Genomic DNA, 14,655 nt, shown 5'->3' with positions numbered 1-14,655 from the left:
CGCGCTGAAGGACACCGGCTTCCGGTGGGCGACCCGCTCCGGCGTGACCATCGCGATCGACGACGTCATCGCCCCGCCGAACAAGGCGGACATCATGGCGAACTACGAGCGCCGGGCCGACAAGGTCCAGCGCGAGTACGACCGCGGTCTGATCACCGACGACGAGCGCCGTCAGGAGCTCATCGAGATCTGGACCCACGCCACGGCCGACGTCGCCAAGGACATGGAGGCGGCCTTCCCCGCCACCAACCCGATCTGGATGATGATCAACTCCGGTGCGCGCGGTAACCCGCTGCAGCTCCGGCAGATCGCCGGTATGCGTGGTCTGGTCTCCAACCCGAAGGGTGAGACCATCCCGCGTCCGATCAAGTCGTCCTTCCGTGAGGGCCTGTCCGTGGTCGAGTACTTCATCGCCACGCACGGTGCCCGAAAGGGTCTGGCCGACACCGCCCTGCGTACCGCCGACTCGGGTTACCTGACCCGTCGTCTGGTGGACGTCGCGCAGGACGTGATCGTTCGCGAGGACGACTGCGGCACCGACCGTACGATCAAGTTCCCGATCGCGACCAAGAACGCGGACGGCAGCCTCACCAAGGTCCCGAACTCCGAGAACAGCCTCGTCGGCCGCAACATCGCCGAGGACGTCGTCGTGGACGGCACCGTCCTGTTCCCGGGCGGCACGGACCTGAACGACACGGTGCTCGACCGCCTCATCGAGGCGGGCATGGACGAGGTGCGCACCCGCAGCGCGCTGGTCTGCGAGTCCAAGATCGGTGTCTGCGCGATGTGCTACGGCCGCTCGCTGGCCACCGGCAAGCTCGTGGACGTCGGCGAGGCGGTCGGCATCATCGCCGCCCAGTCGATCGGCGAGCCCGGCACCCAGCTGACCATGCGGACCTTCCACACCGGTGGTGTGGCCGGTCAGGACATCACGCACGGTCTGCCCCGTGTCACGGAGCTGTTCGAGGCGCGCGTCCCCAAGGGCGTCGCCCCGATCAGCGAGGTGGCCGGCCGGGTCCGGATCGACGAGACCGAGAAGACCCGCAAGATCGTGGTCATCCCGGACGACGGTGGCGAGGAGATCGCCTACCCGGTGCCGATGCGGTCGCGGCTGAGGGTCAAGGACGGCGACCACGTCGACGTCGGCCAGCAGCTCATCGCGGGTGCCATCAACCCGCACGAGGTGCTGCGCATCCTCGGCCCGCGCGCGGTCCAGCTGCACCTGGTCGACCAGGTGCAGGAGGTCTACCGGTCGCAGGGTGTGTCGATCCACGACAAGCACATCGAGATCATCGTTCGGCAGATGCTGAAGCGGGTCCAGGTGCTGGAGTCCGGCGACACCGACATGCTGCCCGGCGTCGAGCTGGTCGAGCGGCCGCGGTTCGAGGAGCTCAACCGCGCCGTCGTGGCCGAGGGCGGTCAGCCCGCGGTCGGCCGGCCGCAGCTCATGGGCATCACGAAGGCGTCGCTGGCCACCGAGTCCTGGCTGTCGGCGGCCTCCTTCCAGGAGACGACGCGGGTCCTCACGGACGCGGCGATCCACGCCAAGTCCGACCCGCTGGTCGGCCTCAAGGAGAACGTCATCATCGGAAAGCTCATCCCGGCCGGTACCGGCATGCCGCAGTACCGCAACATCCGGGTCGAGCCGACCGAGGAGGCCAAGGCCGCGGTGTACTCCGTCGGGTCCTACGACGAGGGCGCCGAGTACGCCTTCGGCCAGGGTTCCGGCGAGGCCGTGCCGCTGGAGGAGTACGACTTCGGTCAGTACAACCGGTAGTCACAACGGGTGGACCACCACCAGGCAGGGGCCGTCTCCGGATCTTCCGGAGGCGGCCTTTCGCCGTTTCGTCACGAGCGTGCGGGACGGCGGTGATTTGCGGTCATGCCGGTGACCAGGCACTCTGGTGCGGTGAACCAGCGGAGGACGCCCCGACCGGTGGCCGCCGGACAGGCCGGGAGAGCGTGATGCGACACCCGCTCCCGAGCGCTGTCACAGGGCCGGTCCCCCCGAGGCGGGCCGCCCGCGGAGACGGCGCTGAAGGAGTCCGACGATGACCGAGCAGAACGGCGGCCAGGGATCCCACTGGCCCCCGCCTGAGCAGCAAGGATCATCCGAGCCGCCCGGCGCCGACCAGGGCGCCGCCGCGGATGGTCAGGAGCAGCCGAAGGACCCGGCGCCGCAGGGCCCCTCGGACGACGTCCTCGAGTCCGGTCGTACGGTCATGTTCGGCGCCCCGCGCCGCCCCGTGACTCCGCCCGCGTCCGAGGAGAAACCCGCCGAGCCCGGCTCCGGCGAGGCCGGCGCGGGCTCCGGTTCCGGTGAGCAGGCCCCGTCGCCCTACGGCACGCCCGGACAGCCGGGGACGTACTCCCCGCCGGGAGCGCCGCCCGCGTACGGCACGCCCGGCGCTCCGCCGCCTCCGCCGCCGTACGGCCAGCAGCCCTACGGCCAGCCGGGCACGCCGCCGTCCTACGGCCAGCCCGGGTACGGCCAGTCTCCGTACGGCACACCGGGCGAGCAGCCCGCGCCGTACGGCCAGCAGCCGCCGTACGGGCAACAACCCCCCACCGGGCAGCCGCCGTACGGCGGGCGCCCCGACGAGCAGCCGTCGTACGGCCAGTACGGCGCCCCGCCGCCCTACGGGCAGCAGCAGCCCTACGGCCAGGCGCCGTACGGTCAGCCCGGGGCGCCGTCGCAGTACGGCCAGCAGCCCTATGGCCGACCGGATGAGCAGCCGCAGTCTCCCTACGGCCAGCCCGGTTCGCCGTACGCCCAGCCGGGCCAGCAGCCCGGCTCGCCGTACGGGCAGCCCACGGATCAGCCGGCTTCGCCGTACGGGCAGCCCGGTGAGCAGCCGGGTTCGCCGTACGCGCAGCCTGGACAGCCGTCTGCGCCGTCCTACGGGCAGCCGGCGGGCTCGCCCTCCTCCGGCCAGACCAGCGAGCAGGGCGACCGGCAGCAGCCGTCTCAGGGCGAGCAGGCGCCGTACGGCCAGCCGGGGTCCGCCCAGCCGCACGGTGAGCACTTCGGATTCCCTCCGAGTTCGCCCTCCTTCGGTGAGCAGGGCGGGAGCGCGAGCTCCGGCCTCCCCTTCCCCGACCAGGGGAGCGCGGGGTCGGCCGCGGAGGAGGACGCCGCCGAGCGCACCACGTTCGAACCGCGGTCGGAGTCGACCGGCGAACGTCCCGCCCCGTCCGCCGAGGGCGGATTCGGCGCCCCGGCGACCACCGCGTTCCGCCCAGAGGGGGACAGCGGCACGGGCACCGGCGAGTACCAGCCGCCCTCCTCTTTCGGGGCGACCGCGTCGAGCGCCGGTACCGACGCGGCACAGCCGCCGTCCACGATGCTGGACCACCCGCTCGAGACGGGTTCGTCCGGCGGCGAGCAGTCATCGGGGACCGGAGACCTGCCGGCCTTCGGAGCTCCGGGGGGCGACGCCTCGTCGTTCGGAACGCCCGGCGGTGAGGCTCCGTCGTTCGGCGCGTCCTCCTCGGAGGAGTCGGCGTCCGGCGGATCGTCGCCGGCGGATGACCGGGGCGACGACGAGAAGGACGGCGTGGAGCGCACGATTCTCGTGCCGCCTCCGGAGGCCGGCTTCGCGAGCCAGAGCCGGACCGAGGAAGAGCCGCCGTCGTACGGCTCCGACCAGCCCGCCGCCGGCGCGTCCAACGTGGACGGCATCAGCACCACGGCCTTCGCCCGGCCGTCGTCCCCGGGCTCGACCGGCGACTCCGGCCCGTACTCCGCGCCTTCCGGTGGGGACTCGGGGTCGTACCCCGCGCCTTCCGGCGGGGACTCGGGCCCGTACCCGGCACCGTCGACCGGGGACTCCGTGCCGTACGCGACGCCGTCGACCGGGGACTCGGGTCCGTACGCGGCGCCGGCCGGCGGGGAGCCGGGCCGGCAGCCCTGGGCGCCACCGTCGAGTTCGCCGGCGTCCGCCGGGGAGCAGAGCGGCGGTCCGGAGTCCTCCAACCCCCAGGGATTCGGGCAGCCGCAGGGCTTCCCGCCGCCGGGTTACGGCCAGCCCGCCTACGGTCAGCAGCCGGGTTACGGCCAGCAGGGCTACGGTCAGCAGCAGGCGGGCCAGCAGGGCGCCGGATCGCAGGCCTACGGCGAGCAGGCGGGTACCGGCCAGCAGGGCCAGGGTCAGGGCCAGCAGCCGTACGGCCAGCAGGGTTACGGTCAGCAGGCCTATGGCCAGCAGCAGGGCTATGGTCAGCAGGGCTACGGCCAGCAGCCCGGTCAGCAGCAGCCCGGTCAGCAGGCCTATGGCCAGCAGCAGCCAGGCCAGCAGGGTTACGGTCAGCAGGCCTATGGCCAGCAGCAGGGCTACGGCCAGCAGGGTTACGGACAGCAGCAGCCGTCGCCGTACGGCGGCCAGCAGCCCTTCGGGCAGGAGGGCGGTTTCCCCGGTTACGACCAGGCGTCGTCCTCGTCCGGTGACGATTCCAAGCGCAAGCTCTATCTCGCCCTGGGCGTCGGCACCGTGGTGCTGGTGATCCTGGTCATCGTGCTCTTCATGTCCCTGTGACGCCGGGAGCCCGAGGGGCCCTCTTTCATCGCGCGGACGGGTAGGACAGAATGCCGACGGGAACATCCGTCGGCATTCTGGCGTTCTCCGGGTGAACGTCCCCCGGCGATTTTCGGCGTGGCGGGGCTTGTTTTGACCTCATGCTCGGGTGTTAGGTAGTCTCTCCCTTCGTGCCCGCGGGTTCGCGGGTTCATCGTGCGCGCACGGTCTCGGCGGCCATCCTTGTGATGGTCGGTCCGATCGGCGTGCGGTACGGATCCGACTCCCCCCGAGTTCGTCCGGCCCGGCACGGGCAGGCGACGAGGTGGCGGGCGCGACACGCCCGACCACGGGGGTGGGGGACGAGGGGAAAACTGCAGGTCCTGGCCGCGTAAGTGGTTCGTGACCTGGAGCCGTGCGAGAGCGCGGCAACCAAACGAAGACTTACCGGCTCGGTACGAGGAAGACGGAGACGCGGTGCCCACGATCCAGCAGCTGGTCCGTAAGGGCCGGCAGGACAAGGTGACCAAGAACAAGACCCCGGCGCTCAAGGGGAGCCCGCAGCGCCGTGGCGTCTGCACGCGCGTCTACACGACGACGCCTAAGAAGCCCAACTCTGCGCTTCGCAAGGTCGCCCGTGTCCGGCTGACGAGTGGGATCGAGGTCACGGCCTACATCCCCGGTGTCGGACACAACCTGCAGGAGCACTCGATTGTGCTCGTGCGCGGTGGCCGTGTGAAGGACCTCCCCGGTGTTCGGTACAAGATCATCCGGGGGTCGCTCGACACCCAGGGTGTCCGGAACCGGAAGCAGGCGCGCAGCCGCTACGGCGCGAAGAAGGAGAAGAGCTGACATGCCTCGCAAGGGTCCCGCAGGCAAGCGCCAGCTGATCGCTGACCCGGTGTACAACTCACCGCTGGTCACCTCGCTGGTCAACAAGGTCCTGCTCGACGGTAAGCGGTCGATCGCGCAGAGCATCGTGTACGACGCACTCGAGGGTTGCCGCGAGAAGACCGGCAACGACCCGGTCGTCACGCTGAAGCGAGCGCTCGACAACGTGAAGCCGACCCTCGAGGTCCGCAGCCGGCGCGTCGGCGGTGCCACCTACCAGGTGCCGGTCGAGGTGCGCCCGGCCCGCAGCACGACGCTGGCGCTGCGCTGGCTGGTGCTGTACGCCCGGCAGCGCCGCGAGAAGACGATGACCGAGCGGCTGATGAACGAGCTGCTCGACGCGAGCAACGGCCTCGGCGCGAGTGTGAAGAAGCGCGAGGACACCCACAAGATGGCGGAGTCCAACAAGGCCTTCGCGCATTACCGCTGGTAATCCCCAGCATCTAGTCGTACGAGACAACGAGGACGCGAGAAGTGGCTACTCAGACCGGCGTAGACCTGGCCAAGGTCCGGAACATCGGGATCATGGCCCACATCGACGCGGGCAAGACCACCACCACCGAGCGGATCCTGTACTACACCGGCGTCAACTACAAGATCGGTGAAGTCCATGAGGGCGCGGCCACCATGGACTGGATGGAGCAGGAGCAGGAGCGCGGCATCACGATCACGTCCGCCGCGACGACCTGTCACTGGACGGTCGACGACGTCGATCACACCGTCAACATCATCGACACGCCGGGTCACGTGGACTTCACCGTCGAGGTGGAGCGTTCGCTGCGCGTCCTCGACGGTGCCGTCGCGGTGTTCGACGGTGTCGCCGGTGTGGAGCCGCAGTCGGAGACGGTCTGGCGGCAGGCCGACCGCTACAACGTGCCGCGGATCTGCTTCGTCAACAAGCTCGACCGCGTCGGCGCGGAGTTCCACCGCTGCGTCGACATGATCGTGGACCGCCTGCACGCCACGCCGCTGGTGCTGCAGATCCCGATCGGCGCCGAGGCCGACTTCAAGGGCGTCGTGGACCTGGTCCGCATGAAGGCCCTGGTGTGGAGCGCCGAGGCCGCCAAGGGCGAGATGTACGACGTCGTGGACATCCCGGAGTCGCACGCCGACGCCGCCCGCGAGTGGCACGACAAGCTGGTGGAGACGCTGGCCGAGGCGGACGACGAGATCATGGAGCTGTACCTCGAGGGCAACGAGCCCACGACGGACCAGCTGATCCCGGCCATCCGCCGGGCCACGATCGCCGGCAACCTCACCCCGGTCACCTGCGGCACCGCCTTCAAGAACAAGGGCGTCCAGCCCCTGCTCGACGCGATCGTCAACTACCTCCCCTCGCCGCTCGACGTCGAGGCCATCCAGGGCCACGACATGAGCGACGAGGAGAAGGTGATCGAGCGCAAGCCGAGCGAGGACGAGCCGTTCGCGGCGCTGGCGTTCAAGATCATGAGCGACCCGCACCTCGGCAAGCTGACCTTCATCCGCGTCTACTCGGGCGTGCTGGAGGCCGGTTCCTCGGTCCTGAACAGTGTGAAGGACCGCAAGGAGCGCATCGGCAAGATCTACCGCATGCACGCGAACAAGCGTGAGGAGATCGACCGCGTGGGCGCCGGTGACATCGTCGCGGTGATGGGTCTCAAGCAGACCACCACCGGCGAGACGCTGTGCGACGACAAGAACCCCGTGGTTCTGGAGTCGATGACCTTCCCGGCGCCGGTCATCAACGTCGCGATCGAGCCGAAGACGAAGGCCGACCAGCAGAAGCTGGGCACCGCGATCCAGCGGCTCGCCGAGGAGGACCCGTCCTTCCAGGTGCGGACCGACGAGGAGACCGGGCAGACCATCATCTGGGGCATGGGCGAGCTGCACCTCGAGGTGCTGGTCGACCGCATGAAGCGCGAGTTCAAGGTCGAGGCCAACGTCGGCCGGCCGCAGGTCGCCTACCGCGAGACGATTCGCCGCAAGGTGGAGAAGGTCGAGTACACCCACAAGAAGCAGACGGGTGGCTCGGGCCAGTTCGGTCGCGTGATCATCGACCTGGAGCCCCTCGGCGGCGGCAGCGACGGCTACGAGTTCGAGAACAAGGTCACCGGTGGCCGCATCCCCCGGGAGTACATCCCGTCGGTGGACGCGGGTTGCCAGGAGGCGGCCGAGTTCGGCGTGCTCGCGGGCTATCCGATCGTGGGCATCAAGGTGACGCTGCAGGACGGCGCCTACCACGACGTCGACTCCTCGGAGCTGGCGTTCAAGATCGCCGGGTCCATGGCGTTCAAGGAGGCGGCCCGCAAGGCCGACCCCGCGCTGCTGGAGCCGATGATGGCCGTCGAGGTGACCACGCCCGAGGACTACATGGGCGACGTCATCGGCGACCTGAACGGCCGGCGCGGCCAGATCCAGGAGATGGGCGAGCGCTCCGGCGTCCGCGCCATCAAGGCGATCGTTCCGCTGTCGGAGATGTTCGGCTACGTGGGTGACCTGCGCAGCAAGACCCAGGGCCGGGCCGTGTTCACCATGCAGTTCGACTCCTACGCCGAGGTTCCGGGGAACGTCGCGCAGGAGATCATCGCCAAGGCGCGGGGCGAGTAACCGCATCGTGCCGCGCCGCGGCGCACACAAGACCAACCACTGAAGCAATGCGGTCGTTCAGACGGCCGAGGATCGCAGCAAGGAGACACCGGTGGCCAAGGCCAAGTTCGAGCGGACGAAGCCGCACGTAAACATCGGCACCATTGGACACATCGACCACGGTAAGACCACGCTTACCGCGGCGATTACCAAGGTGCTCCATGACAAGCACCCCGACCTCAACCCCTTCACGCCGTTCGAGGACATCGACAAGGCGCCGGAGGAGCGCGAGCGGGGCATCACGATCTCGATCGCTCACGTCGAGTACCAGACGGAGAAGCGTCACTACGCTCACGTCGACTGCCCGGGTCACGCCGACTACATCAAGAACATGATCACCGGTGCCGCCCAGATGGACGGCGCGATCCTGGTGGTGGCGGCGACCGACGGCCCGATGCCGCAGACCAAGGAGCACGTGCTCCTGGCCCGCCAGGTCGGCGTTCCGTACATCGTCGTGGCCCTCAACAAGGCCGACATGGTCGACGACGAGGAGATCCTCGAGCTCGTCGAGCTGGAGGTCCGCGAGCTGCTGTCCGAGTACGAGTTCCCGGGCGACGACGTGCCGGTCGTGCGCGTCTCGGCGCTGAAGGCGCTCGAGGGCGACGCCGAGTGGGGCGCGAAGATCGCCGAGCTCATGGACGCCTGCGACGAGAACATCCCGGAGCCGGTCCGTGAGACGGACAAGCCGTTCCTGATGCCGATCGAGGACGTCTTCTCGATCACCGGCCGCGGCACCGTGGTCACCGGCCGCATCGAGCGTGGCGTCGTCCACGTCAACGAGACCGTCGACATCATCGGCATCAAGGACACCGCGACCAGCACCACGGTCACGGGCGTCGAGATGTTCCGCAAGCTGCTCGACGAGGGCCAGGCCGGTGACAACGTCGGTCTGCTCCTGCGCGGCATCAAGCGCGAGGACGTCGAGCGCGGTCAGTGTGTCATCAAGCCGGGCACCAACACCCCGCACACCGAGTTCGAGGCTCAGGTCTACATCCTGTCCAAGGACGAGGGTGGTCGGCACACGCCGTTCTTCAACAACTACCGTCCGCAGTTCTACTTCCGGACCACGGACGTGACCGGCGTCGTGCACCTGCCCGAGGGCACCGAGATGGTCATGCCGGGCGACAACACCGAGATGCGCGTCGAGCTCATCCAGCCGATCGCGATGGAGGAAGGCCTCCGCTTCGCGATCCGCGAGGGCGGCCGCACCGTCGGTGCCGGTCGAGTGACCAAGATCATCAAGTAGTACCCGTGCGGCGGCGGCCGGGCTCGCCAGAAGAGCCCGGCCGCCGCACCACGATGAGAAGACCCAGCGGCACTAGGAAGTAAAGGACACCGAGGCCACCATGGCGGGACAGAAGATCCGCATCCGGCTCAAGGCCTACGACCACGAGGTCATCGACACTTCGGCGCGCAAGATCGTCGAGACGGTGACGCGCACGGGCGCGAAGGTCGCCGGCCCGGTGCCGCTGCCGACCGAGAAGAACGTGTACTGCGTCATCCGCTCGCCGCACAAGTACAAGGACAGCCGCGAGCACTTTGAGATGCGCACGCACAAGCGTTTGATCGACATCATCGATCCGACGCCCAAGACGGTCGACTCGCTCATGCGGCTCGACCTGCCGGCCGGCGTCGACATCGAGATCAAGCTCTAAGGACGCATCGAGAGATGAGTAAGCAGAGAAAGGGCGTCCTGGGCGAGAAGCTCGGCATGACCCAGGTTTTCGACGATGAGGGCCGCATCGTGCCGGTAACCGTCGTCCAGGCCGGGCCGTGCGTCGTCACCCGGGTCCGCACCCCCGAGAGCGACGGCTACTCCGCCGTCCAGCTCGGCTACGGGCAGATCGACCCGCGCAAGGTGAACAAGCCCCTCACCGGGCACTTCGAGAAGGCCGGCGTCACGCCGCGCCGTCACCTCGTCGAGCTGCGCACCGACGACGCCACCGAGTACGAGCTCGGCCAGGAAGTCACCGTTGAGGTCTTCGAGGCCGGCCAGCGGATCGACGTCACCGGCCGCAGCAAGGGCAAGGGCACCGCGGGTGTCATGAAGCGCCACGGCTTCAAGGGCCTCGGCGCCTCGCACGGTACCCAGCGCAAGCACCGTTCGCCGGGTTCGATCGGCGGCTGCGCGACCCCGGGTCGCGTGTTCAAGGGCCTGCGCATGGCCGGTCGGCACGGCAACGCCCGTATCACCGTCCAGAACCTCACCGTGCACGCCATCGACACCGAGAAGAACCTGCTGCTGATCAAGGGCGCGGTTCCCGGTCCGAACGGTGGCCTCGTCCTGGTTCGCACCGCCGCGAAGGGGGCGAAGTAAGTGAGCAAGCTGGACGTCGAGCTGGCCCCGGAGATCTTCGAGGCCAAGGTCAACGTGCCGCTGATCCACCAGGTGGTCGTGGCGCAGCTGGCCGCGGCCCGCCAGGGCACGCACAAGACCAAGACCCGCGGTGAGGTCTCCGGCGGCGGCAAGAAGCCGTACCGCCAGAAGGGCACCGGCCGCGCCCGTCAGGGCTCCACCCGTGCGCCGCAGTTCGCCGGCGGTGGCACCGTCCACGGCCCGCAGCCGCGCTCGTACGAGCAGAAGACGCCGAAGAAGATGAAGGCGGCCGCGCTGCGCGGCGCGCTGTCGGACCGCGCCCGGTACGGCCGCGTGCACGTGGTGTCGAACCTGCTCGAGGGCGACACGCCGAAGACCAAGACGGCGCTCGCCGCGCTGCGCGAGATCACCCCGGCGGACAAGGTCCTCCTGGTGCTCGACCGCGAGGACGAGCTCACCTGGAAGAGCCTGCGCAACGTCCCCGAGATCCACGTGATCGTCGAGGACCAGCTGAACACCTACGACGTGCTCTGCAACGACGACGTGGTGTTCACCGAGGCCGCGTACCAGGCCTTCGTGGGCCGTGTGAGCGGGAAGGAGAGCGCGCAGTGAAGATCGCCGACCCGCGCGACATCCTCATCGCGCCCGTGATCTCTGAGAAGAGCTACGGGCTGCTCGATGAGAACAAGTACACGTTCGAGGTCCGCACCGACGCCAACAAGACCCAGATCCGGCAGGCCGTCGAGGCCGTCTTCGGGGTCAAGGTGACGGGCGTGAACACCATCAACCGGCAGGGCAAGCGCAAGCGCACCCGGTTCGGTTACGGCAAGCGCAAGGACACCAAGCGGGCCATCGTGAGCCTGGCCGACGGTGAGCGGATCGACATCTTCGGCGGCCCGGTCAGCTGACCGGGAAAGTCGAAGCAGACAAGGGATGAACGAAAAAGATGGGCATCCGTAAGTACAAGCCGACGACCCCCGGGCGTCGCGGTTCGAGCGTGGCCGACTTCGTCGAGGTCACCCGGACCGAGCCCGAGAAGTCGCTGGTGCGTCCGCTCCCGAAGAAGGGCGGCCGTAACGCGCACGGCCGCATCACCACCCGGCATCAGGGTGGCGGCCACAAGCGGGCGTACCGCGTCATCGACTTCCGGCGCGCCGACAAGGACGGCGTCCCGGCGAAGGTCGCGCACATCGAGTACGACCCGAACCGCACCGCGCGGATCGCGCTGCTGCACTACGCCGACGGGGAGAAGCGCTACATCCTCTGCCCGACCGGCGTGAAGCAGGGCGACGCGATCGAGAACGGCGCGGGCGCCGACATCAAGCCGGGCAACTGCCTGCCGCTGCGCAACATCCCGACCGGTACGGTCGTGCACGCCATCGAGCTGCGGCCGGGCGGCGGCGCCAAGCTGGCCCGGTCGGCCGGCTCCGGCGCGCAACTGCTCGCCAAGGAGGGCAAGTACGCCACGCTGCGCATGCCCTCCGGTGAGATGCGCATGGTCGACGTTCGCTGCCGCGCCACCGTCGGTGAGGTCGGCAACTCCGAGCAGTCGAACATCAACTGGGGTAAGGCCGGCCGTATGCGGTGGAAGGGCAAGCGCCCGACCGTCCGGGGTGTCGCGATGAACCCGATCGACCACCCGCACGGTGGTGGTGAGGGCAAGACCTCCGGTGGTCGCCACCCGTCGAGCCCCTGGGGCAAGCCCGAGGGCCGCACCCGCAAGGCGAACAAGCCGTCCGATCGGCTCATCGTCCGTCGTCGTAGCAAGAAGAAGCGGTAGGAGCCCACCATGCCACGTAGCCTTAAGAAGGGCCCTTTCGTGGACGACCACCTCATGAAGAAGGTGGACGTACAGAACGAGAAGGGCACCAAGAACGTCATCAAGACGTGGTCGCGGCGCTCCATGATCGTGCCCGACATGCTCGGTCACACGATCGCCGTGCACGACGGTCGCAAGCATGTTCCGGTGTTCGTCACCGAGGCCATGATCGGTCACAAGCTCGGGGAGTTCGCCCCGACGCGGACGTTCAAGGGCCACATCAAGGAAGACCGTCGCAGCCGACGCGGCTGACCGGAAGTACTGAGAGCGAGGAAACAGCGATGGAAGCCAGGGCCCAGGCGCGGTACGCCCGCGTCACGCCCAGAAAGGCCCGCCGCGTGGTGGACCTCATCCGCGGCCTGCCGGCCGCGGAGGCTCAGGCGGTGCTGCGGTTCGCCCCTCAGGCTGCGAGCGAGCCGGTGTACAAGGTGCTCTCGAGCGCCATCGCCAACGCCGAGCACAACAACCAGCTCGAGGTCGACACGCTCTGGGTGAGCCGCGCGTGGGTCGACGAGGGACCGACGCTGAAGCGTTTCCGCCCGCGGTCGATGGGGCGTGCGTACCGCATCAACAAGCGGACGAGCCACATCACGGTCGTGGTCGAGTCGCGGTCCGAGGGCGAGAAGTCCAACGGCCGTAAGAAGACGAGGAGGACCCGCTAGTGGGGCAGAAGATCAACCCGCACGGGTTCCGGTTGGGCATCACCACCGACTTCAAGAGCCGGTGGTACGCCGACAAGCTGTACAAGGACTACGTCAAGGAAGACGTGGCGATCCGCCGGATGCTGACCCGCGGCATGGACCGCGCCGGCATCTCCAAGGTCGAGATCGAGCGCACCCGTGACCGCGTCCGCGTCGACATCCACACCGCCCGCCCCGGCATCGTCATCGGTCGCCGTGGCGCGGAGGCCGACCGCATCCGCGGCGACCTCGAGAAGCTGACCGGCAAGCAGGTCCAGCTGAACATCCTCGAGGTGAAGAACCCTGAGGTCGACGCGCAGCTCGTCGCCCAGGGCGTCGCCGAGCAGCTGTCCAGCCGGGTCGCGTTCCGCCGTGCGATGCGCAAGGCCATCCAGAGCGCCATGAAGAGCGGCGCCAAGGGCATCAAGGTCCAGTGCGGCGGCCGCCTCGGCGGCGCCGAGATGTCGCGCTCGGAGTTCTACCGCGAGGGCCAGGTGCCCCTGCACACGCTCCGCGCCGACATCGACTACGGCTTCTACGAGGCCCGCACCACCTTCGGCCGGATCGGCGTGAAGGTCTGGATCTACAAGGGCGAGGCTCCGACGAGCCGCGCCGAGCGCGAGGCGCAGCAGGCCAAGGAGCGGGCCGCCGGCGGCGGTCGGCGCGAGCGGCCGCAGCGTCGTGGTGGTGGTGGCGGCGGCGGTGGCCGTCGCGGCGAGCGCGGTGGCGACCGCGGTGGCCGGCAGCAGCAGGCCGCCAGCGCGCCCAGCGGCGCCGAGCAGCAGCAGTCGAACGAGGCGGCCACGCCGTCCAGCACGGGTGAGGGGAGCTGAGTAACCAATGCTGATCCCGCGCAGGGTCAAGCACCGCAAGCAGCACCACCCGAAGCGGCGTGGGATGGCCAAGGGCGGCACGAAGGTCACCTTCGGTGAGTACGGCATCCAGGCCGTCGAGGGCGCCTACGTGACCAACCGGCAGATCGAGGCCGCTCGTATCGCCATGACCCGGCACATCAAGCGTGGCGGAAAGGTGTGGATCAACATCTACCCCGACCGCCCGCTGACCAAGAAGCCGGCCGAGACCCGGATGGGTTCCGGTAAGGGCTCGCCGGAGTGGTGGATCGCCAATGTCAAGCCCGGCCGCGTGATGTTCGAGCTGGCCGGCGTCCCGGAGCCGCTGGCTCGCGAGGCGCTCCGCCGCGCGATGCACAAGCTGCCCATGAAGTGCAAGTTCGTGAAGCGTGAAGTGGGTGAGGCGTGATGGCCAAGGGCCTTACCGCTGACGATCTGCGGACTCAGCCCGAGGCTGAGCTCGTCACCAAGCTCAAGGAGGCGAAGGAGGAGCTGTTCAACCTCCGCTTCCAGGCGGCGACGGGCCAGCTCGAGACTCACGGACGGCTTCGGGAAGTGAAGCGGGAGATCGCCCGCATCTACACCGTGATGCGGGAGCGTGAGCTCGGCATCGTCGAGTTCGCCGAGGAGCCCGTGGAGGAGTCCACCGATGAGTGAGCAGAACACCGAGACGCGGAACTACCGCAAGATCCGTGAGGGTCTCGTGGTCAGCGACAAGATGGACAAGACCGTCGTCGTCGCCGTCGAGGACCGCGTCAAGCACCCGCTGTACGGCAAGATCATCCGCCGTACGACCAAGTACAAGGCGCACGACGAGGGCAACGCCTGTGGCGTAGGCGACCGGGTTCGTCTCATGGAGACCCGGCCGATGTCCGCCACCAAGCGGTGGCGCGTCGTGGAGATCCTTGAGAAGGCCAAGTAGCTGGCAGTCGCCGCCAAGCGACTGAGGATCGAATCC

General features: G+C 68.8%; 16 protein-coding genes and 1 pseudogene. All 17 read left to right on the top strand.

What is annotated here, in order from left to right; translation table 11 throughout:
* Nucleotides 1–1,777 (top strand): annotated as a pseudogene (locus AB0K82_RS39515) (DNA-directed RNA polymerase subunit beta'); the annotation flags it as partial.
* Between the two features lie 274 nt (nt 1,778–2,051).
* Nucleotides 2,052–4,535, top strand: a complete 2,484-nt coding sequence (locus tag AB0K82_RS39510) for a hypothetical protein (protein ID WP_364407286.1) — start codon at nt 2,052–2,054, stop codon at nt 4,533–4,535.
* A gap of 456 nt (nt 4,536–4,991) precedes the next feature.
* Nucleotides 4,992–5,366 carry a 30S ribosomal protein S12 gene (gene rpsL / locus AB0K82_RS39505; protein ID WP_019632621.1) on the top strand — a complete coding sequence of 125 codons (375 nt, stop codon included), beginning with the start codon at nt 4,992–4,994 and terminating at the stop codon, nt 5,364–5,366.
* A gap of 1 nt (nt 5,367) precedes the next feature.
* The gene (gene rpsG / locus AB0K82_RS39500; protein WP_252780395.1) at nt 5,368–5,838 is read left to right on the top strand and encodes a 30S ribosomal protein S7; all 471 of its coding nucleotides are present in this window, start codon (nt 5,368–5,370) and stop codon (nt 5,836–5,838) included.
* A gap of 41 nt (nt 5,839–5,879) precedes the next feature.
* Nucleotides 5,880–7,991 (top strand): elongation factor G, encoded by a 2,112-nt coding sequence (gene fusA, locus AB0K82_RS39495; RefSeq protein ID WP_364407284.1) that lies wholly within the window; start codon nt 5,880–5,882, stop codon nt 7,989–7,991.
* 91 nt (nt 7,992–8,082) lie between these two features.
* On the top strand, nt 8,083–9,276 hold the full coding sequence (gene tuf, locus AB0K82_RS39490) for an elongation factor Tu (RefSeq protein WP_364407282.1): 1,194 nt from the start codon (nt 8,083–8,085) through the stop codon (nt 9,274–9,276).
* Nucleotides 9,277–9,376: 100 nt separating this feature from the next.
* Nucleotides 9,377–9,685: a 30S ribosomal protein S10 gene (rpsJ, locus tag AB0K82_RS39485; RefSeq protein WP_141956729.1), complete on the top strand. Its 309-nt coding sequence runs from the start codon at nt 9,377–9,379 to the stop codon at nt 9,683–9,685.
* Nucleotides 9,686–9,699: 14 nt separating this feature from the next.
* Nucleotides 9,700–10,347 carry a 50S ribosomal protein L3 gene (gene rplC / locus AB0K82_RS39480; protein WP_364407281.1) on the top strand — a complete coding sequence of 216 codons (648 nt, stop codon included), beginning with the start codon at nt 9,700–9,702 and terminating at the stop codon, nt 10,345–10,347.
* Nucleotides 10,348–10,959, top strand: coding sequence for a 50S ribosomal protein L4 (rplD, locus tag AB0K82_RS39475; protein WP_364407279.1), 612 nt, complete (start codon nt 10,348–10,350; stop codon nt 10,957–10,959).
* Entirely contained in the window at nt 10,956–11,255 is a 300-nt protein-coding gene (gene rplW, locus AB0K82_RS39470) for a 50S ribosomal protein L23 (RefSeq protein ID WP_252780425.1), read from the top strand. The genes rplD and rplW overlap by 4 nt, the downstream gene beginning before the upstream one ends.
* A 38-nt stretch (nt 11,256–11,293) precedes the next feature.
* Nucleotides 11,294–12,127, top strand: coding sequence for a 50S ribosomal protein L2 (rplB, locus tag AB0K82_RS39465; protein WP_252808840.1), 834 nt, complete (start codon nt 11,294–11,296; stop codon nt 12,125–12,127).
* Between the two features lie 9 nt (nt 12,128–12,136).
* A complete protein-coding gene (rpsS, locus tag AB0K82_RS39460; RefSeq protein ID WP_252780430.1) occupies nt 12,137–12,418 on the top strand; it encodes a 30S ribosomal protein S19 in 282 nt (93 codons plus the stop codon).
* A gap of 29 nt (nt 12,419–12,447) precedes the next feature.
* On the top strand, nt 12,448–12,828 hold the full coding sequence (gene rplV, locus AB0K82_RS39455) for a 50S ribosomal protein L22 (protein WP_364407276.1): 381 nt from the start codon (nt 12,448–12,450) through the stop codon (nt 12,826–12,828).
* On the top strand, nt 12,828–13,679 hold the full coding sequence (gene rpsC, locus AB0K82_RS39450) for a 30S ribosomal protein S3 (protein WP_364407274.1): 852 nt from the start codon (nt 12,828–12,830) through the stop codon (nt 13,677–13,679). Before rplV ends, rpsC begins: the two co-directional genes overlap by 1 nt.
* A 7-nt stretch (nt 13,680–13,686) precedes the next feature.
* Nucleotides 13,687–14,106: a 50S ribosomal protein L16 gene (rplP, locus tag AB0K82_RS39445; protein WP_252780460.1), complete on the top strand. Its 420-nt coding sequence runs from the start codon at nt 13,687–13,689 to the stop codon at nt 14,104–14,106.
* Nucleotides 14,106–14,354 (top strand): 50S ribosomal protein L29, encoded by a 249-nt coding sequence (gene rpmC, locus AB0K82_RS39440; RefSeq protein WP_252780978.1) that lies wholly within the window; start codon nt 14,106–14,108, stop codon nt 14,352–14,354. The genes rplP and rpmC overlap by 1 nt, the downstream gene beginning before the upstream one ends.
* Nucleotides 14,347–14,619: a 30S ribosomal protein S17 gene (gene rpsQ, locus AB0K82_RS39435; protein ID WP_345352726.1), complete on the top strand. Its 273-nt coding sequence runs from the start codon at nt 14,347–14,349 to the stop codon at nt 14,617–14,619. Before rpmC ends, rpsQ begins: the two co-directional genes overlap by 8 nt.
* Nucleotides 14,620–14,655 lie beyond the last annotated feature (36 nt).

It is taken from the genome of Actinoallomurus sp. NPDC052274 (assembly GCF_040679475.1).
Classification (GTDB): Bacteria; Actinomycetota; Actinomycetes; order Streptosporangiales; family Streptosporangiaceae; genus Actinoallomurus; species Actinoallomurus liliacearum.
The sequence above is the reverse complement of the archived record's forward strand: the minus strand, read 5'-3'. Positions and strand labels throughout refer to the sequence as shown.

Bases quoted from the DNA above. Each gene is read 5' to 3' on its own strand.
- rpsS (WP_252780430.1), top strand. From the start codon at position 12,137: ATGCCACGTAGCCTTAAGAAGGGCCCTTTCGTGGACGACCACCTCATG.
- rplV (WP_364407276.1), top strand. From the start codon at position 12,448: ATGGAAGCCAGGGCCCAGGCGCGGTACGCCCGCGTCACGCCCAGAAAG.
- rpmC (WP_252780978.1), top strand. From the start codon at position 14,106: ATGGCCAAGGGCCTTACCGCTGACGATCTGCGGACTCAGCCCGAGGCT.
- rpsQ (WP_345352726.1), top strand. From the start codon at position 14,347: ATGAGTGAGCAGAACACCGAGACGCGGAACTACCGCAAGATCCGTGAG.
- AB0K82_RS39510 (WP_364407286.1), top strand. From the start codon at position 2,052: ATGACCGAGCAGAACGGCGGCCAGGGATCCCACTGGCCCCCGCCTGAG.
- rplB (WP_252808840.1), top strand. From the start codon at position 11,294: ATGGGCATCCGTAAGTACAAGCCGACGACCCCCGGGCGTCGCGGTTCG.
- rpsG (WP_252780395.1), top strand. From the start codon at position 5,368: ATGCCTCGCAAGGGTCCCGCAGGCAAGCGCCAGCTGATCGCTGACCCG.
- rplC (WP_364407281.1), top strand. From the start codon at position 9,700: ATGAGTAAGCAGAGAAAGGGCGTCCTGGGCGAGAAGCTCGGCATGACC.
- rplP (WP_252780460.1), top strand. From the start codon at position 13,687: ATGCTGATCCCGCGCAGGGTCAAGCACCGCAAGCAGCACCACCCGAAG.
- rpsJ (WP_141956729.1), top strand. From the start codon at position 9,377: ATGGCGGGACAGAAGATCCGCATCCGGCTCAAGGCCTACGACCACGAG.